Here is a 19539-nt window from a genome sequence, read left to right as displayed (position 1 = left end):
ATTTTGCCTTTCTGTGGTTTAATAGATTCTGTAGTTTAATTTTACATTGGTGGAGGTTCTACATGAAAAAGAGGATTCGTAGTTTAGTAGCTTTGGTTTTCGTTTTTTCGTTGATTTTCAGCCAGTTTTCCGTGACAGAAATCAAGGCGGAAGAGTCTGGCGTACCGAATGAGGAAGGAACGTTGACGATTGGGACACCGGTCGACGGGGAATTCGATGTCTCTGAAAACGTTCATTGGTATAAGGTTGATCTTTCTGAAAGTGAAATGACAGATTATACCCATTTACGAATGAAGCTTCAATCAGAACTGGAATTAAATGTGACGGTTTATTCCAGTCTGGAAAATGCGATCGATAATCGTGCCTTTGATCGATATATGGGTTATTCTTTTCAGAATGAACCAGCGATCATTGACTTCCCGATTTCCTGGGTCGGTCCTTACTATATTAAGATTGAGTCCTATGGAACAGAAGAAGAGTATGCAGAGTTCGAAGAAGAGTTTGAACATATGGTGATTCCATACACGGTCAGTTACGATGGCATTACGTTACCTCCTTCAGATGAAGCCATTGCTGAGGAATGTCCAGCGGAGTTAAGCACGAAGGAGAGAGAAAATGGAAAAAATATTTTAAGAGATTTACGTACCGTTCGTGAAACGGTATTGGCGAAAACGGAAAAAGGTCAAGAGTTGTCGACTCTTTATTACAAAGCGGCTCCTTTTATCAGCTCGAAAATGGTCTTCAGTAAAACACTGCGTGATAACGTCTACCATGATCTTGTTCAATTAAAAGACTTGTTTGCCGATGTTGCGGCTAATGGCAGTGCAAGCTCATACAAAATCACGAAAGAAGATCAAAAAGCGATCAATAATCTGTACGATAGTGCACTTGAATCGACTCCTGGGTTCATCCAGGAGAAAATAGAGAACACAGGTAAGAACGTCGGGATTTCAAACCTGACAAATTCAACGGTTTCTACTATTCTGGCTAAAGCAGATCTTTCTCCTATTAAGGCTGCGAGTGATGAAACTCGTTTAATCGTAAAATTAAAAGATAAAAAAGATGCAGCAAGTATCCAGGGGAAAACAAAATCAATGGGTGTTGAATCCGTTACCCCGTTAAAGACGAAGGATTCTTTCTTCTCCAAACTGTATGTGGTAGAAGTCGATAGGGACGGTTCCGATAAAGTATCTACCGCCTCATTAAAAGCTACTTCAAAAGAGATTGCAAAGCTGCCTGAAGTCGAGTTTGTTGAGCCTGTCCAACAATACAAAGCATTGTCATCCGATGCTCAATATCCTTATCAATGGTCTCTGCAAAATAACGGAGACAATGGTGGGAACCCCGATGCCGATATTCAGTACGAACAGCTTCAGGAGCTTCTGGAAGAAAAAAATCTTGAAGATACGGTCATTGCTGTAGTGGATACGGGTGTAGATCACACGCTGGCAGATCTGAGCGATCAAGTGCTAAAGAACGATGGCTATAATTTTGTCAGCCGCAGTTCAGATGCAATGGATGATCACGGTCATGGTACTCATGTATCCGGAATCATCGCAGCAGAAGCGAATAATCACTATTCGATGGCAGGAATCAATCCCCACACGAAGATTCTTCCTGTTAAAGTTCTTGATGCTTCCGGAAGCGGTGATACAGAACAAATCGCTTACGGTATCAAATATGCAGTCGATCAAGGAGCCCAGGTCATTAACTTAAGTCTTGGAGGATCTTATAGCCGTGTCATTGAGTATGCTCTAAAATACGCTCATGACCATGGAGTGACCGTGGTAGCCGCAACAGGCAATGACGGAATGGAAGAAATTTCATACCCTGGTTCATCAAAATATGTGGTTTCTGTTGGAGCGACAAATAATATGGACCTTGTATCTGACTACTCAAACTTTGGAAACGGAATCGACCTGGTAGCACCTGGAACGGATATTCCGAGTCTGGTTCCAGATGGAAATGTGACATACATGAGCGGGACATCTATGGCGACTCCTCACGTGGCGGCGATTGCAGGATTACTTCTTTCCCACGATGCTGAGTTATCACCGTCTCAAGTGGAAAGAGTGTTAACCAGAACAGCTTTAGACATCACGTTTGATGAAGAAGATAATCCAGGTTACGGCTACTATTACGAGGAAGAATACCCATACCCTGCGGAGTTGGTCCTTCCGGGATACGATACAGTTTCCGGCTGGGGAAGATTGGATGCCGTGAGTGCGGTTACGGGTATCGATCAAGCGAATATTGGCACAGAACGAATCTTTGGAACCGATCGTTATGAAACGGCCGTGGAAATTTCAATCAAAGGCTGGGAGCAATCTGATGTAGCGGTTATTGCAACAGGGCGTAATTACCCTGATGCATTAAGCGCCACACCTCTTGCTTATCACCACAACGCACCATTATTGTTAACCAATACGACAACCCTTCCTGAGTCAGTGAAGGACGAATTGAATCGCCTGAAAGTGAAAAAGGTGATTCTGGTTGGGGGTAAATCGGTTATTACAGCGAACGTCGAGAAAGAAGTGAAGGATTTAGGAATCAAGACGATTTCACGCATCAGCGGAGCCGATCGTTATGAAACATCCGTGAAGATCGCTGAACAGTTAGGTTTCACTGATCGAGCAGTCGTGGCAACCGGGCAAAGCTTTGCGGACGCCCTTTCCATTGCCCCGATAGCGGCTTCCTTGGAAATGCCGATTTTATTAACAAAGAAAAACGGTACACCGGATTCTGTTCGCAGCTATATGGAAGAGAGCATGTTTGAGCAGTTCTACGTAATCGGCGGAGAATCGGCTATCCCGGAAACGGTAGCTGAGGAGTTCATGAATTATGAGCGATTAAGCGGAAGTGATCGATACGAAACAAATAGCAGCATCATCAACTATTTCGCTAGTGAATTGAACATGTCTACACCATTCATGGCAACAGGTAAGAACTATCCTGATGCCTTGGCTGGTTCTGCACTGGCAGCTGTAGATGGAAATCCCGTGGTGTTGACTCATCCGAAAGAGGCACAGTTTACAACGATGGATACCCTTTCCATGTTTGCTCCGGTTACCGATATGTATTATATTCTTGGTGGAGAAGGAGCCATCTCTGATTCGGTGGTTGAATCACTTTTGGCACAATAATAAATGAGGAAGCCTCCTTTCGATGCATGTGTGTATCGAATGGAGGTTTTTTTGATGACTTATCTTATCTGAATCATCACTACTTAATTATACATTTCCAATCTCATTTTTCGACACTATCTCCCAGGAAATAATCCATTTCCTCAAATTATGAGATTTTTCTCAAAAAATATACAAATATAAATGGAAATTTTCTGTCATTAGTATATAATAGTAATAAAGTCTCATGTATAAGAAGATTCTGATAAAGGAGACTTTATTAAAAAGGAAAAGGAAGGTGTTTTGATTGAAAGATTTAGAAGTGCTGGTTACTCGAAGGACTGTGGCGATTTGTCCTGCTTATGATGGGATTCATCGGTCAATTATGTATGACTACTCGGGGAGAAAGACGTTCAGTAAAAAGTCAGTTATGGAGATTTTAGACGATTCCTGTATGGCTCACCGGTCTACATATGATGGCAGGATCAAAGCCGTCCGCCGTGCTACCAAGTATTTACGAAAGACACCTCTTATGATCTGCCCGCAGGAATTCATCTATGCGATACCCACAATGGCTCCAACCGACTATGATTGCATCTGGTTATTCTGCCAGCATATCGAGTCCACTTCCACTTCAGAAGGAAAAACATACATCCAGTTTACGAATGGGGAACAGTTGGAAATCAACTGTTCGGAAAAAGTGATCACCAAACAACGTGAACGGGCGGCTGCCACCATGAATCACTTTGCCAGCTTCCCATCCCGCAGAGCTATAAGAAGAACCGATAGCGAACTATATCTTCCGGGTTTTCACCCAGGTATCCTTGATTCCACAGACATATCAAATGATTCACAGATCGATTTTTGAGGGACGGACCTCGGAGTAATAAAAACAAAAACATTAAATAATGAAAAAAACAGGAGTAGGGTGAATATACCAACTCCTATTTGTCATTTTCTTTTACCTTTGCCCCATTTTTGAAAACTTCTCCTCTTTTACCAAAAACATTTTCGGTCTATTCTAAAATAAAATTTCATATAATTAAAAATACAATTGAAATTTAATTTCAATCATGATTATAATAGAAGTAATGAAAACGCATACAGATTTCTGGGAGGAATAACTTATGAAAGATCAATTTTTTGAATTATCAACAGAGAAGGTTAATCAGAATACGCTTGGAATCGATACAGCGAGTACAGGTGAGATTCTCCGCATGATGAACGAAGAAGATCAAAAGGTCGCTTCAGTTGTTCAAGAGGTGATTCCCCAAGTTGAAAAAGTAGTAGATGATGTGGTGAAATCCATCTCTCAAGGTGGGAGATTGATCTATATAGGTGCAGGCACGAGCGGCAGGCTGGGTGTACTGGACGCGGTGGAATGTCCTCCGACCTTCAGTGTGAGCAGTGACGTCGTCGTCGGATTGATTGCCGGCGGGGAGAAAGCATTCGTGAAGGCGGTCGAGGGAGCAGAGGATGATGAAGAGTCAGGCGTATCGGACCTGAAAGAAATCGGGCTGACGCAGGCGGACACGGTCGTCGGGATAGCAGCGAGCGGACGTACTCCGTATGTCATCGGTGGTTTAAGGTATGCAAGGGAACTGGGTGCGACAACGGTTGCCCTGTCTTGTAATACAGGCTCGAAAATTTCTGCTGAAGCAAAGCATGCAATTGAAGTAGATGCCGGACCGGAAGCCTTGACCGGTTCCACTCGATTAAAAGCCGGAACTGCACAGAAAATGGTCCTCAATATGATTTCGACAGCGGCGATGATCAAGCTGGGTAAGGCTTATGGGAACCTGATGGTCGATGTGAATATCAGTAATTACAAGCTTGAACAGCGAGCGATCGGAATCATCGAGAGTATCACAGGTGCTGACAGAGAAACGGCAGCAGCAACTTTAAAGAAAGCGAACAACGAAGTGAAACCTTCCATTGTGATGATCACTCTTGGCTGTGGCTATGAAGAAGCGAAGAGCCGATTGAAAGATGCCAATGGATATGTGCGATTGGCCATTGAAAAATAGGCTTTTTGTATAGGGGTACTTGTCCTAAAACCTTCATAGAAATAAAAAGGGAAACGGAATACAAAGCAAATTTGAAAGGGGAAGCTAAAAAATGACGAATAAAGAATTGGCTGGCGTTATTTTAGAGCGTTTTGGCGGTGCTGATAATATAGCAAGCTATGAAAATTGCATGACCAGACTGAGAGTGAAAGTGTATAACGAAGATCTGGTACAAAAAGCAGACATCAAGAAGATCGAAGGAGTATTAGGATTTGTAGAAGATGAAACGTATCAGGTCATTTTAGGACCGGGTAAGGTTAACAAAGTGACAGAGGAGTTCGGGAAGCTGGTTTCAGCAGGCTCAGGTGATGTTGACCTGAAAGCTCGTGCTGCGGAACAAAAAGCGGATTTGAAAAAGAAGAACAGTACTCCATTTAAATTACTCCTAAGACGAGTGGCAAACATCTTCATTCCACTGATTCCTGCTTTGATTGCGTCAGGATTGATCACAGGATTTACGAAATTCTTCGTTCAAGCCGGGTGGTTAAATGGTGAGTCACAGCTAGTAATGATGCTTTCGATTATAGGTAGTGGATTATTTGGTTACCTCGGTATCCTGGTCGGGATGAATGCGGCGAAAGAATTTGGTGGCTCAGCGGCATTAGGCGGGTTGGCCGGTATTTTGATCATCAACCCGGCCATTGGTGATGTGACGTTATTTGGAGAAAATCTGCTTCCCGGCCGTGGCGGACTGATCGGAGTATTGATTGCGGCCATTTTCATGGCGTTTGTGGAGAAAAATGTACGCAAAGTTATTCCACAGGCCGTGGACATTATTGTGACACCGACGATTGCATTACTTGTCACAGGATTATTAACATACACGCTATTCATGCCGGTAGGTGGATTTATTTCAGATTTAATTACGAACGGACTCCTTTCATTGATTGAAATGGGTGGTTTAGTTGCAGGATTCGTCCTCGGTGCCACCTTCCTGCCCCTCGTGGTAACAGGATTGCATCAAGGACTGACACCGGTTCATCTGGAACTGATCAACACGATCGGGGACGATCCGCTTCTTCCGATTCTTGCAATGGGTGGAGCAGGACAGGTCGGAGCAGCTTTCGCGATCTTCATGAAAACAAAGAAGAAGAAGTTGAAGAGAGCGATTGGCGGTGCTCTTCCGGCAGGAATGCTTGGAATTGGTGAACCGCTTATCTTCGGTGTGACGTTACCGCTCGGAAGACCATTCCTGACGGCTTGTTTAGGTGCTGGATTCGGTGGAGCATTCCAAGCGTACTTTGATGTCGCGACGTTTGCGATCGGGGTATCAGGATTGCCGCTTATTTTCCTTGTGAATGCAGGAGAGATTCTTTACTACATCATCGGACTTTTAATTGCTTATGCAGCAGGGTTTGCTATCACGTATCTGGTTGGATTTAAAGACGAAATGGCGAGTGAGTTCGAATGATCGGAATCTCCGTTTATTTATCCGACGAAGGAGCTGAAGAGAGAATTCTTCGCGCTTCTTCATCAGGTATCAAGCTGGCATTCACCTCCCTTCATATTCCGGAAGAGTCGGCGTATAGCAAGGAGCATGTCAGTCACCTTTTATCCATTTTCAAAAGAGAAGGGTTCGAAGTGTTTGCCGATGTATCGAAGAAGACGCCCTCCTTTTTAGGATTGAACCGTTTGGAAGAGTTAAAGGAATTGGGTGTGACGGCTCTTCGGCTGGATGATGGATTTTCAACAGAAGAACTGGTGGAGTTATCACGCCATTTTCAGATAGCCATCAATGCCAGTACGGTTGGGGAGGATGAGCTTCTAGAGTGGGCATCGAGTGGACTGGAAACAGGAAACATGATTGCTTGGCATAACTTCTACCCCAAGCCTGAAACGGGATTGGATCAGGATTACTTTATGAGGCAGCAAAGACTGTTTGGAGCTTTAGACATTCCGGTTTATGCCTTTATTCCGGGGGACGGGGAAAAAAGAGGACCATTATACAAGGGTCTCCCAACTTTGGAGGATCATCGTGATCAAAACCCTTATACGAGTGCCCTTCAATTGAGGCACTACGGTGTCCAAGGTGTATTTATAGGCGATCCAGGTTGTTCACAGGAATTACTTCGTAAGCTAGCGGAGTATGACCAAGAAAATGTAATGGAGCTTTCCTATGAGGGCCGCGGTGAAGTCGAGGGAGAATATCACCTCAGACCCGACCCGGGAAGAGATGTGTATCGATTACTCGAAACAAGGACGAATGGCGATGTTCCGCCTTCTAATACCGTAGAAAGACCACGTGGCACCATCACCCGGGACAATAATTTGTACGGACGCTATAAAGGGGAAATGCAGATAGTCCGAAATGATCTGGAGAAAAACCCTGCTGTGAACATAGTCGGCAGAATTCGTGAGAAAGACCTTGATCTCCTGGAATTACTGGAGCCTGGTCAAAAGATCCGGTTGATAAGAGGGACGGACCTCGGTAGGTGAAATACTTGTATAAAAATCTTCTAATGATTTGTTCATTAGAAGATTTTTTTTGTTTCAATAGGATACATCTTCTATTCGACACGGTCCATACTAAATAGAAAACACTTCTGCCATTCAAAGGAGGGACGACATTGAGATTAAACAAGAAGCACATGCTATTCATAACGGGACTGGCTGGTTTGATGGTTCTCCTTTGGGTGTTGTTCCCTCCTGTCATTTCCGGACGGGACATGGAAGAGAGTGGTCCTTCTGCAACCATCGCCGCCCATTGGATCTTCTCAAAGCATCATATTCAATCCGGAACGATCACCGGGAAGGATCTGGTGATGAAAGACGTAAGTGGGAACGCGAATCATCTCAAGTTAATCACCCTTAAAGACCCCAATCAAAAACTCCCTTTCATCCGCTGGTCGGAAGAAGATTACGAAGATAAGGATGAGGTGGAGACCTTACAATTTAATCACAAAAAAAGTGATGCTGGAGGTCAATATTTTCAAATGGGCAAGGATGCCCCGTTGAATCATAATCGCTTTAAAAACGGATATACCATTGAGGTTGTATTCAAGCTGCCGAAACAGTTCTCTCCGAAAGACCACGGTGGAATGGGCATTCTGTCAAGGGGTGGGGAGCGCTCCAACTTATCAGTATCCGACTTTAAACAAGTCCAGTGGGAAAGTCATCCCTTAAATCTTCAACGCAGCGAGACAGAATGGTCCCTTGCCCTTGATAGTGAAGAAGACTGGTACCATGTAGCGGTCGTCAATGACGGGAAAAATACCAGTATCTATATAAATGGAGAGGCCGATTTTCGTCACTCCACTGTTGAAATGATCGGGATTGATTTGGCAAAAGGAAAGGGCTGGAATATCGGGGCATCAGAAAAAGCAGACGCTTTGTTTGCAGGGAATTTACAGGAAATCCGCATCGCCAACCGATCTCTTCCACAGAAAGACTGGCTTATCCAACAAAAATCGGGTGACCACGTCAAGAATGGGTCCAATCACTATCAATCCTTACGAACGAAAAAGAAAAATTATTCCTTTCTTTTTGTCCCGGATCCACAAAAAACGGTGCGTTATAAACCAGAAATTTTCAAAGAACAAATGAGATGGATTTCAAAGAGATTTGAAAGGTTAAACATCGCAATGACCGCATTTCTGGGAGACATGGTCGATCAAAGCGACTCGTTGGAGGAATGGGTCCACTCGTCTACAAGCGTCGGGATCCTCGACCAGAGAAAGGCACCATATGTGACCATTGCCGGCAATCATGACTATGGCAAAGGAGATCCTTATCTTAAATATTACGGGTCAGGGCGTTTTGCGGACAAATCGTATTATAAGGATTCTTCCCCAACTGGATATAGTTCGTATTCCATCATCAAAGCGGGAAGCTATCGTTACTTATTCCTATCCCTCGACATGGAACATATGAAGGAGGATATTCCTTGGGCAAAAAAGGTTCTAAAAGCACATCCCAAAACACCGACCATCCTTCTTTCTCATCAAATCCTCAACATTGAGGGGGGCACTCCCATAGAGACAGAGAGGGGGACACTTGCCTGGGATGAACTGGTCCATCCTTTTAACCAGGTATTTATGACGGTCAACGGCCATCACCACGGTTCCACTCACAGAGTGAAACTAAACGCAGCAGGTAATCCCGTTTTACAAATGCTTGTCGACTACCAGTCAAGCTATCACGGGGGCAATGGATGGATGAGGTTTGCAGAATTCGATGAAGCAGACGAAAGGATTTCGTTTAAGACCTATTCCCCATGGGTGGATAAACTGCCGAGGCCGCAGAAAACGTATTTTGATGTGGCGTATTTGACGGGGGGGCGTGATCAATTTCAGATACCGTTTGATTTTGATGAGCGGTTTGATTTTGTCCGGTGATTTACAAAAAGGGGATGAATAACATTACTGTAAAATGTTAACTGAAAAAAAGGCTGAACATAGATTCTTAGTTAAAGAAAAATCCGAACTATGAAGTGAAATTCTAAATAGAGTTTCGCATTAGTTCGGATTTTTTTACTATATAGTTTTCATAAGAACTATTCTTCAAAATAGTAGGAGATTTTAGTAGTGTTCCCGCCGCGAAAATAACGCAATTCATTAATTTTCCGTTTGTTGTTATAGCTGGTTTTCCAGGCCTGCTAATTCTTCTTCAGAAATAAAGGCCATTTTAATAATGAATATGATTCCGTCCTCTATGAAAAAGTTGTCGATAAGTATTCTTTCTTAATTAATAGACTATTCTGAAATTAATTCTATAATAGAAGTATAGGAAATATCTGTTAACAAAAAATAAGGTAGGGGGAATGATTATGTCTGGATATTATATGAAAGAAATATGGACACCATTAAAATTAGTAGGGGTAAAAATTTTTAGAACTGAAGAAAATCGGATATTTTTGAAGTTTTTTAAGAAACCAAGAAAGCGTATTTTCTAGAGACCTAGTATGTTATTCAGGTTTCTTTAGTAAAACATATGCTAGGTGCTGTTACTCTTTAGGTTAGTTGATACTTGAGATATTTCCAACCGTACATTATACAGTCAACCTTACCTAACTGTTTTTCATTCACTAACCTCACTATTTATACCAAATCTCGTATTTTAAATATTCCATTCTCCAATAAACCATTTTAAGAAGTTAATAGAACCAAATTTTCACGTCTAGAATTCACCTTTCCCAAATAATATAAGTTTGTAAACCAACATCTTGTTTGGCACTACATATAATTTAATTCGAAGGGGATGGAATCATGAAGAAAATCAGTACCAGTTTATTTGTATTTCTATTGATCTTCTGTTTTAGTGTTTCACCTTCGCTTGCTGCGGGACCGTTTGATTACCCGACCATTAAGGAAGAAATTCACTCTCTCTCAAAGGAACAATCTTCAACGACACTTGATGACTCAACCTTCACTAGACTGAAAGAAAAGATGAAAGGATTAAAGGACTCAGATGAAATGAAATTAATGGGTGAGGTGTATGAACAAGAACCCAATGACTACCCTTACCAGGCTGATTATATCCGCCTAGACGACATCGTACTTGGCACCTTTTGGTGGGCTGAAGATTTAGATTTTTACAGATTAGATATCGATGAAACGAAAGATACGTATATTTACGGAACGACATGGACGACGCTCAATAATCTTGGGTATCTACTTTTTACCCCTGAAGGAGACCCGATTTATCCAGATGAAATACTGGAAGATGGAAGTGATAAACTCCTGATTTACTACTCTCTCCCCCCGGGATCCTATTATCTTGCAGCCACTGATCTGAATATGTTCGGCGGGGACGGAGTGTATGGGCTAACCGCATTCACTGGGGAAGAAACCGTGGATAATGTGTATCGGATTTCTGGAAAAGACCGGCACGAAACCGCCATTGAAATCTCAAAGGTTGGTTGGCCTGACGGGGCCGAGACGGTTGTGTTAGCTAGAGACACCACATTCCCTGACGCTTTGGCAGGCGCCCCATTCGCTTATCAAAAAGATGCTCCGATCCTATTGAATCCAAAGGACAGTTTAAATGGCAAGGTGAAAGAACGTATAAATGAATTAGGAGCTAAGGAGGTTGTTATCCTAGGTGGAGAGGGTGCAATATCAGCCAAAGTTGCAAAGGACTTGAAGAATACCGGTTTGGATGTTCGTCGAATCGGGGGGGAAACAAGATATGAGACTGCGGCAAACATTGCAAAAGAATTAGGGTATTACAATCAGGCAGTCATTGCATACGGTGGCAATTTCCCGGATGCCTTATCCATCGCGCCTTATGCTGCTTCCAATGGAATACCGATACTGTTAAGTCCTACTGATGAATTAGCGAATGAAACGAAGGAAGCTCTGAAGTCTGTGACTGACACGATTATTGTCGGAGGAAAATCAGCCATTTCCGATAAGGTCCAAAAACAACTCGCTGAAACGAATCCTGTACGGATTGCTGGCGTCAATCGTTTTGAAACATCGGTCAACATCGCGACAAAGCTTGAAATGCCAGGAGACATCATCACGGTTGCGACTGGTCAGAACTTTGCCGATGCACTGACAGGATCTGTACTTGCCGCTAAATACTACGAACCTATCATCCTTGTAGAAAAAAATAAGGTTCCCGACCATGTACGAAAATATATTTTAGATAATGGAACGTGGTACTACACTGTACTTGGAGGGGAAGGAGCCGTTTCTGAAAAAGTGGTAGAGGAGCTAGGTGGTTTGTAGGTTTTATCAGAAAGACCAATGATCACTCCTTAGGTGGTCATTGGTCTTATTTTATCTTTGAACCCTTTCGGAATTCTTCAACTGCATAAAATACCAAAAGACTATCATGCTGTCCCTCTTTTTCTGTTATAGTAATATCAACGAATATTTCGACAATAACCGGAATGAAGGGACTGCCATTTGATGACTAGGGCTTCTACCATGCTAATAGAATTTCTTGAAAATCATTCGGACGAATTTTTACAAAATTGGCGTAAGAGTATCGTCATTTCTGATAATGATCTATACAAAGAAGAAGTGTTGAACAATGGGGTAAAAATGTTTCAACTAGTGAAACGTGCGATCGAAACACCCCTCAGTGAAGAGGAAATCACCTATCTCGCCTATAAGACCGCCTTGGAGCGGGTGAATGCGAATGTGAATATAAGTGAGTTTGTTTATAACGTGAATGTCGGGAAAAGTATCATTATCAAGTGGGTGAGTAATTCCGGAATTGAACTTCGGGACTTGCAGCCCATCATTGAAGAAATCAACGCGCTTTTCGACCGCTTCTCCTACTTGGCCGTTAGAAAATATACGGAAATTAAAGAACAACAGCTCCAGGAAAAGGAGTTGTATATCGATCAAACCCATAAAGAACGGTTGACGATCCTGGGCCAGATGAGCTCAAGCTTCGTCCATGAATTCAGAAACCCGCTCACTTCTATTATTGGGTTTACTAAGCTTTTGCAGAACGGCTATCCCGACCTACCGTATCTCGATATTATGCAGCATGAGCTGGGGCAATTGAATTACCGGATCTCCCAATTCCTCCATGTATCGAGAAAGGATTTGATTGAGAGTACAAGGGAAGAGATCATCCTGACAGATCATCTGGAAGAGACCATTGAATTTCTGTATCCGAGCCTACTGGATGGTGATGTATCCATCGACTTTCAATGCGATGCAGCCATAAAGGTGTTGGGGAACAGGGATGAGCTTAGACAGGTTTTTCTTAACCTCATCATGAACTCCATCGACGCTCTTCAGGAAGTGGAGGGACAACGTCAAATCACGATTTCATGCGAAGTGGAAGCAGGTAAGACAAAACTTCAAATCTCCAATAATGGCCCGCGGATTAAAGAGGAGACCATTGAAGCCATTTTTGAACCTTTTTACACGACTAAAGACCTCGGAACGGGAATCGGTCTTTATATTTGTAAAAAGCTGATTGAAAAGCATGACGGGGAAATCCGCTGTCAGTCGAACGATGAGTGGACGACGTTTACGATCGGGATACCTGTGGAATTTAATGTAGTTATATAATCGTGCACCGTTTTTGTTTTATATAGACTTGTTTCTATTTAGAGTCAAAAAAAAGACCTGGCAGAACAAAGTCCGCCAGATCAGCTCCACATTCCTTTCTTTACTTACCCCACACCCACCGCATCATAAGCCGCTTCCACAGCCTTAACCTCTGCTGAAGACTCACCATTTCGGTCAGGATACAGATCTCTCGCAGCCTGCACAGCGGCTTGTCTCATTTCACTGAAGCCTGATGAAGCTGTCAAATAAAGAGTCAATGCGCGGTAGTAGATTTTCTCTGCCTTCGCTTTGCCAACTCCTGTTACCGTCACACCGTGGTGTGTTCCACCATCGGTTAACAGGTAAGCCGCTTTATTGTTGATGGAGCTGTTGATATGAACGCCACCCATATCCAGTTCCCCTAAATAGCGATCGTCATAGTGATCAGGATAGTAGCCTGACTCTGTGTATCCACCGATGTATACAGACGCGGGATCCTTCATGTCACGAAGACCGTCACCTGGTGTGTTCGGCGTCCAAATATCTTCTCCAAGCAGCCACAGGTCGTCGCCAGTTTTGTTTTCAACGAATGCACCCAGAATATCTGCAATTGATTCGTTGATCGCACCGGATTCATTTTCATAGATGAGGTCGGCTGTTTTATCGATGACACCGTGAGTCATTTCATGTCCGATGACATCCAGTCCGCCTGAAAGGGAGATCATGCGCTCACCGTCACCATCACCGTACAGCATTTGCTTCCCATTCCAGGCAGCATTGCTCCATTTTTCTCCGATATGAACCGTGGATACAAGCTTCATCCCATTGTTATCCAGTGAATTGCGCTGAAATTTAGTCTTGTAGTAATCATATACTTTCCCAGCATTCACATGGGCAGAAACGGCAGCCGGATCATAGAAGAAGTTTCTTGGACTTGTTACTTCAAACCCTGTTAGACCAAATAACCCGGAAAGGAGAATGAAGGTAGTTGGTTTGGTGGCATCTGATTCGCTTTAAAGGTATGAACACCATTGGCGCGAGTGCCGTCGAATAGATAATGGGATCCATTCGACAGATCCTTTACAGCATTGAACGTATGAAGGTTTCCAAAGATGTCCATCCCTCTCGCTTGAGCCGGTTCTGCGACAGGAGGAAGTGCTTTCGTTGTAGCTTTAACAGAACTTGTTGTTGTAGCTGTTGGGCTCGCTTTAAAGTCTTTTGTTGCTTCTTGAATTTTATTGAAATGATTGATGACTTCGCCGGTGGTCGCATCCACAAAGTAGTGGAAATAGCCAGGAGCCGGTACAGATGTAGATGCTTTTACTAAATAAGATAGAACATATTTTCCTTCATGGGGATAGATGATCAATTCCGACTCGATTCCATCATAGGCATCGACTTTGCCGATCTCCCCATCTATGCTTGCCTTCACTGTGGCCATTGCTTCTTCTTTAGAGATGGCTGCTTCTGTCGGAACTGCCGACTTTGATAGATTTTTAGAAATTTTACCGAAGAACGCTTTCACATCATTGTTTGTATCCAGTGCGATTGTTTGTTCTGAACCATATACAGGAACCCCTCCCAACTGCTCGACTGTTCTAAAATGATAGGAACCTGTTTGTTTGTCGGCTTCTTGTTGGATGATCTTGAATTGATCCTTCACCGCATCAAGGGATACGATGGTTTTTGCTTGTGGATTGACGACCTTCGCTTGTAGGAATTGATACAACACATCTTCTTTCGATAATCCTTCAGGGGCATCCCACGCCTCTACTATGTAGGAAGGACTGCTCTTCACTTGATCATTCGCCAGCACGTTGTAGCCTGGTGCTGCAAGACTTCCAAATGCAATGGAAGCTGCAATCAATACTGGCAGTGCTCTCTTCTTCATCTTCTTTTGTTTCAAACCAATCACCTCTCCAAAAAAGTAATGTAGAACATCTCCAATTATTCAGAATAATCAAACCTTGGTCAATTGGGTTAATGGGATTGGCTCTATAGAGGGGTTCTTAGATGGAATCTGACATTCTTACTGAAAAAACGACCCCGATTCGACAAGAAAATGACCCGATTTACAATCCTCGCAGGCTCTTATACGATTAGTACCAATGAAGCAGTCAAGGAGGCGTCGTGGAAATGAAAGGACGTTTCAGTAAACTAGTTATTCCAAGTCTATTGATCTTAAATCTCTCACTAACTGTTCACTTATTGGGAGAAACGGAAGCTTCCTTTTCGAGTCAGAAGTCACCTGAAACCATGACGTTTTCTGCGGCATTTGTGTTTCCATCAACCATTAAGCAGCTCGAGAGAAATGCAAGATACCATGTCAGTGAGATCGAGAAACTTTATAGGGGATATCAGAAGTTGAACCTGGAAGAGATCCTTCTTTTAACAGAAACATTGGTCTCTCTTGATCAAGAGTTACAATGGCTCTATAGGGAGTTAGAGGGTTATTATCAACAAGCTTTAAAGGACCCGGAAGAGTTCAATTATGTCATAAAAGGGTTTGGTCGGGTGGACAAGCTGATAGTAGAATTGGACTCTTCAGAAAGATTGTCCCATCTACAATCGTATATAGAGGGTTTGAAAGATGAATCTCAACAAGAGCATCCTAAGCAAGTTGAGGAAGAGGAAGTTGAGCCTCCTAAACCCGAAGCCGAAGTTGATCAGGATTTTACTGGTGAAGAAGAGTCTGAGCCGGTAGTCATTGAAACTGAATCCGAACCTAAGACTGAAACAACCGAAGAAGGAATAGAATCAACTATTAAAAACTCTGAAACTACTATCGAAAACAACCATGAACCAGGAGGCGGGTCACTATGAAGGGAGTATTCTTAATACTCAGAAAAATAATGGTCGGCATATCATTCTTCGTATTCTGTTTACTTGCTTTCATCGTTCTATCATCAAAAGCATCAGGCGGTGAGCCTACCATCTTAAACCATCAATTTAAAGTCGTTCTATCAGGTTCCATGGAGCCAACCTTTCAGACAGGATCCATCATTGTAATTGAGAAAGCCAAGAACAATGCTGCCTATAAAAAAAATCAGATCATCACCTTTCAATCCGAGGATAAGTTAATCACCCATAGAATCATCGATACGAAAAAGAGTAACGGGCAAACCCTGTATATCACAAAAGGGGACAACAATGACGCCCCGGATCGGGATTATGTGCTATCTCAAAACATCGTAGGAAGCTACAAGGATTTTACCATTCCATATATAGGCTACCTGGTAAACTATGCTTCATCCAAAATCGGATCTGCCCTTTTGCTTTTTATCCCGGGGTTACTGCTGGTTTTATCAGCGGCAAGATCCATTTTTATGACATTCAAGGAAGTAGAAATGAAGACCACCGGTTGATCCTATTATTTGTTGACAGAGGCAAATAGTAGATTAATAAATAGACAACGCAAAGGGAGGAAGAAAAACATGAGTTTTGCAAAGAAGGTAAGCAAGGGAGTATTGACGGCAGCTTTAGGATTTTCATTAATGGGTGGAGGTACATACGCATATTTTAGCGATACAGTTGAGAATCAGAATACGTTCGCAGCGGGTACATTGGATCTGGCCGTGAACCCGGAAGTCGTCGTCAATGTGGAAAACATCAAGCCTGGTGATGAAATCCAGCGTGAATTCACATTAGAAAATAATGGAACATTGGATATCTACAAAGTGCTACTAGGGACGAGCTATACAGTTGACGATGTAATGTTGAATGAAGCTGCAAACGCAGATGACATGGCCAAGCATATCAAAGTCACCATCATGTACAATCAGGGAAGCGCGTATTCACCGGTAGTGGAAACCTCCCTATATGAATTGAAAGATCAAACACCGGATCTTACGGCCATGAATACATTCGTAGGCAGTGAAGTCGTTCCTGATGGTATTCCCGCGGGTGGCAAAGAGAAAATCATGGTCCTGTTCGAATTCGTGGATAACGGAGAAGACCAAAATGAATTCCAGGGAGACGCCCTGCAAGTGAATTGGACGTTCAATGCGGAGCAAGGTGAAGGGACTCTTCATGAATAAGTAATCTAAACCCCTGGAAGGGATTCCAGGGGTTTTTTTAGTGTCTGTACCAGGTGAAAATCCAGCATATTGTACCTGGTACACTTGTTATGACAACTGTGCCAATCACCGCAATGGTCACCAATTATCTCATTAATCGACTCGATAATTGAACCGCTTTTTTAAACTCCTCGGATTCTACATAATATTCATAGAGCACCTTTCCGAACCTTTCAATCAACAACACATTCTTCGTTTCAAAAAAATAGGGGAGTGCTTTGTTTTCGAGATAATAAAAGTAGTCATCGTTCTTATTGTCCATACGGAGAGAAAAAAGGTCAAATAAGATAATGAATAGAGTACTGTTTGCGCTTTTGCTTTCTGATAAACCGTGTTGGATGTGTTTCTTTATCAATTTTGAATGTACAAGATTTCCTTCAATGCAGGCATCCGTATAATTACATAATCGCCGCAAATAAGGCATAGACCCTTTTTCAGCCAGATCCAACGCTTCTTTAAAGCATTTTTTGGCAAGGGCATATTCTTCCCGATTGTAATACTCATACCCTAAGTTATTTAAGAGAGTCCCTTTTTGATCTAGATACCCAAGTGAATCACTGTCCTGAATCAGGTTCTGATACCTTTCCACCAGATCTTCAAATTCGAGATACACTTCACTGCTGAGCTGAAGGAGCATTAAGGTCTCAGCCTTTATCGCACCGGTGTAATTATTCGTCTTTTTAAAAAAACTGAGGGCTTTACCGGCATAAAAGTAGGACATCACTTTATTTCCAATACAGTGATAAGCAATCGATATATGATAATAGCACTCTTCATTCTTATATGTATCCATATCTATCTTCTTTAAGACTTGCACCGCTTTTTGCTGGTTTTCATCCGTGTTGTCTCTTATATAGATCAGTCCTCGAACGTGAAGGAACAGGTTGGTCTCATAGGCTGAGTGAGGGCTTGAACCCCTTTGGATGGAATCCAGAATGTTCGAAGAAAGGTCATCTTTATTATGTAGAATATAGTACCTCGCCCTAAGTAAGTGATAATAGACTCCATATTTCGAGGACTCGAGAAACGGAGACTTTTCAAGTTCGGATTTCATTTGTTCCACGAGATTCATCCTCCTCATGATGATACTATTATGCCAGAGCTGAAGCTGCTTTTCGACTTGGTGAAAAGAGGTAATCTCATGATGAATGTCGATCCCCAGGCGTTCTGAAAACAGTGAAATAATATCGTCGGAATAAGCCGTTTTACCCCTCTCGATCTTACTGACATGCGTCGTAGTGCATATCCCTTCCCCCAATTGAGACTGGGTGAGACCTGCTTTCTCCCTATAAAATCGAATGATTTCCCCTGTGTGCATGGTGAACCCCTCCTTTTAAAAAATCCCTTTATGACTAGTATTTGGTAGGGGGAGGGGGTTTTCCTGCTTTGGGTGTAGTGGTGAAAATTAAATGAGTGGTATGGCACGGTTTTTGGTAGAATTTGGGTTGGGGGGGGGGAGCGTGAATAATAAAGATTAATCGACAAGAAGGATTAATCATTTGAAAATCGGATCGATTATTCCCAATTCCCAATTAATTACTTGAAATCAGGATTGAAAAAACCAAATGAGGATTAATCTACGGTGAAAGTGGATTTATTATTAGAGATATGTGAAATTAACCTTCTAATTCAAACAGTTTTCTCCGAGAATTAGTGGTTCCCACTTAAAAAACCTCCTCGACATCACTCGAAAAGGTCACTTCAACTTCTCAATATCATCAATCATCTCTTCATAAGGAGGATTGGACACCCCTTCATACTGCTTCAGCAAAACCCCATTTTCACTCACTAAATAAAAAGAAGTTCCATGAACAAACTGATCAGAACCTTCCACTTTAGCAGCAGGAGTTTTAAAGGAGACATTGGCGAAGGATTCAATCTCGTCACGAGAGTATCCCGTCAAGAAGCTCCAATTCCCTTCATCCATTTCATATCGTTCACTATATTCTTTCAACACTTCAGGAGTATCATGTTCGGGGTCCACACTAATCGATACCAGCTGGACTCCCCCATCCAATCCCGCTTCCGCTATCTTCTTTTGAAGCTTCGACATATTCGCCGTCATCGGAAGACAAACGGTATCACAATTTGTAAAGATGAAATCAGCAATCACAATCTTTCCCTCATTCAGGTCCCCTAAAGATGTAGTCTCCCCATTCTGATCCACAGCAGCCAAATCACCGACCTCTACTTTCATAGGAAAAGACTCCTCAACATTTTCACCCTGGCACCCTGCCAAGAAGAATAGAGATAAGACAACCATAGCAATTATACATTTAAATCCCACTCAACTTCCTCCTTTTGAAACAGAGGTCCGTCC

General features: G+C 42.6%; 13 protein-coding genes and 1 pseudogene. 11 read left to right on the top strand and 3 right to left on the bottom strand.

Features of this window, described 5'->3' with window-relative positions; translation table 11 throughout:
• The first annotated feature begins 62 nt into the window (after nucleotides 1-62).
• From ACXAF2_RS09680 to ACXAF2_RS09645, 8 genes are all read left to right on the top strand, one after another.
• A complete protein-coding gene (locus tag ACXAF2_RS09680; RefSeq protein WP_475138358.1) occupies nucleotides 63-3143 on the top strand; it encodes a cell wall-binding repeat-containing protein in 3081 nt (1026 codons plus the stop codon).
• 286 nt (nucleotides 3144-3429) lie between these two features.
• Nucleotides 3430-3990, top strand: coding sequence for a competence protein ComK (locus ACXAF2_RS09675; RefSeq protein WP_475138357.1), 561 nt, complete (start codon nucleotides 3430-3432; stop codon nucleotides 3988-3990).
• 259 nt (nucleotides 3991-4249) lie between these two features.
• Nucleotides 4250-5149 (top strand): N-acetylmuramic acid 6-phosphate etherase, encoded by a 900-nt coding sequence (murQ, locus tag ACXAF2_RS09670; RefSeq protein ID WP_475138356.1) that lies wholly within the window; start codon nucleotides 4250-4252, stop codon nucleotides 5147-5149.
• Between the two features lie 91 nt (nucleotides 5150-5240).
• On the top strand, nucleotides 5241-6599 hold the full coding sequence (locus tag ACXAF2_RS09665) for a PTS transporter subunit EIIC (RefSeq protein ID WP_475138355.1): 1359 nt from the start codon (nucleotides 5241-5243) through the stop codon (nucleotides 6597-6599).
• A complete protein-coding gene (locus ACXAF2_RS09660; protein ID WP_475138354.1) occupies nucleotides 6596-7624 on the top strand; it encodes a MupG family TIM beta-alpha barrel fold protein in 1029 nt (342 codons plus the stop codon). The genes ACXAF2_RS09665 and ACXAF2_RS09660 overlap by 4 nt, the downstream gene beginning before the upstream one ends.
• Before the next feature lie 131 nt (nucleotides 7625-7755).
• On the top strand, nucleotides 7756-9522 hold the full coding sequence (locus ACXAF2_RS09655; protein ID WP_475138353.1) for a laminin G domain-containing metallophosphoesterase family protein: 1767 nt from the start codon (nucleotides 7756-7758) through the stop codon (nucleotides 9520-9522).
• Nucleotides 9523-10392: 870 nt separating this feature from the next.
• Nucleotides 10393-11859 (top strand): cell wall-binding repeat-containing protein, encoded by a 1467-nt coding sequence (locus ACXAF2_RS09650; RefSeq protein WP_475138352.1) that lies wholly within the window; start codon nucleotides 10393-10395, stop codon nucleotides 11857-11859.
• A 201-nt stretch (nucleotides 11860-12060) separates the two neighbouring features.
• Nucleotides 12061-13164 (top strand): histidine kinase N-terminal domain-containing protein, encoded by a 1104-nt coding sequence (locus tag ACXAF2_RS09645; protein ID WP_475138351.1) that lies wholly within the window; start codon nucleotides 12061-12063, stop codon nucleotides 13162-13164.
• 104 nt (nucleotides 13165-13268) lie between these two features.
• On the opposite strand, the pseudogene ACXAF2_RS09640 reads toward ACXAF2_RS09645, so the two are convergent.
• Nucleotides 13269-15034, bottom strand: a pseudogene (locus ACXAF2_RS09640) (M4 family metallopeptidase).
• A gap of 245 nt (nucleotides 15035-15279) precedes the next feature.
• On the opposite strand from ACXAF2_RS09640, the gene ACXAF2_RS09635 reads away from it, so the two are divergent.
• The 3 genes from ACXAF2_RS09635 (at nucleotide 15280) to ACXAF2_RS09625 (ending at nucleotide 17180) form a co-directional block, all read left to right on the top strand.
• On the top strand, nucleotides 15280-15966 hold the full coding sequence (locus tag ACXAF2_RS09635) for a hypothetical protein (RefSeq protein WP_475138350.1): 687 nt from the start codon (nucleotides 15280-15282) through the stop codon (nucleotides 15964-15966).
• Nucleotides 15963-16508 carry a signal peptidase I SipW gene (sipW, locus tag ACXAF2_RS09630; RefSeq protein WP_475138349.1) on the top strand — a complete coding sequence of 182 codons (546 nt, stop codon included), beginning with the start codon at nucleotides 15963-15965 and terminating at the stop codon, nucleotides 16506-16508. Before ACXAF2_RS09635 ends, sipW begins: the two co-directional genes overlap by 4 nt.
• A gap of 69 nt (nucleotides 16509-16577) precedes the next feature.
• Nucleotides 16578-17180, top strand: a complete 603-nt coding sequence (locus tag ACXAF2_RS09625) for a TasA family protein (RefSeq protein WP_475138348.1) — start codon at nucleotides 16578-16580, stop codon at nucleotides 17178-17180.
• A 124-nt stretch (nucleotides 17181-17304) separates the two neighbouring features.
• On the opposite strand, the gene ACXAF2_RS09620 is transcribed toward ACXAF2_RS09625, so the two are convergent.
• Nucleotides 17305-18537 (bottom strand): helix-turn-helix domain-containing protein, encoded by a 1233-nt coding sequence (locus tag ACXAF2_RS09620; RefSeq protein WP_475138347.1) that lies wholly within the window; start codon nucleotides 18535-18537, stop codon nucleotides 17305-17307.
• 378 nt (nucleotides 18538-18915) lie between these two features.
• On the bottom strand, nucleotides 18916-19506 hold the full coding sequence (locus ACXAF2_RS09615) for an SCO family protein (protein WP_475138346.1): 591 nt from the start codon (nucleotides 19504-19506) through the stop codon (nucleotides 18916-18918).
• Nucleotides 19507-19539 lie beyond the last annotated feature (33 nt).

The sequence above is a fragment of the Rossellomorea sp. ABR4_004 genome, assembly GCF_056159585.1.
This window is presented reverse-complemented; position numbering and strand designations above follow the sequence as displayed.

Bases quoted from the DNA above. Each gene is read 5' to 3' on its own strand.
- ACXAF2_RS09665 (WP_475138355.1), top strand. From the start codon at position 5,241: ATGACGAATAAAGAATTGGCTGGCGTTATTTTAGAGCGTTTTGGCGGT.
- ACXAF2_RS09620 (WP_475138347.1), bottom strand. From the start codon at position 18,537: ATGCACACAGGGGAAATCATTCGATTTTATAGGGAGAAAGCAGGTCTC.
- ACXAF2_RS09680 (WP_475138358.1), top strand. From the start codon at position 63: ATGAAAAAGAGGATTCGTAGTTTAGTAGCTTTGGTTTTCGTTTTTTCG.
- murQ (WP_475138356.1), top strand. From the start codon at position 4,250: ATGAAAGATCAATTTTTTGAATTATCAACAGAGAAGGTTAATCAGAAT.
- ACXAF2_RS09625 (WP_475138348.1), top strand. From the start codon at position 16,578: ATGAGTTTTGCAAAGAAGGTAAGCAAGGGAGTATTGACGGCAGCTTTA.
- ACXAF2_RS09660 (WP_475138354.1), top strand. From the start codon at position 6,596: ATGATCGGAATCTCCGTTTATTTATCCGACGAAGGAGCTGAAGAGAGA.
- ACXAF2_RS09650 (WP_475138352.1), top strand. From the start codon at position 10,393: ATGAAGAAAATCAGTACCAGTTTATTTGTATTTCTATTGATCTTCTGT.
- ACXAF2_RS09645 (WP_475138351.1), top strand. From the start codon at position 12,061: ATGCTAATAGAATTTCTTGAAAATCATTCGGACGAATTTTTACAAAAT.
- ACXAF2_RS09635 (WP_475138350.1), top strand. From the start codon at position 15,280: ATGAAAGGACGTTTCAGTAAACTAGTTATTCCAAGTCTATTGATCTTA.
- sipW (WP_475138349.1), top strand. From the start codon at position 15,963: ATGAAGGGAGTATTCTTAATACTCAGAAAAATAATGGTCGGCATATCA.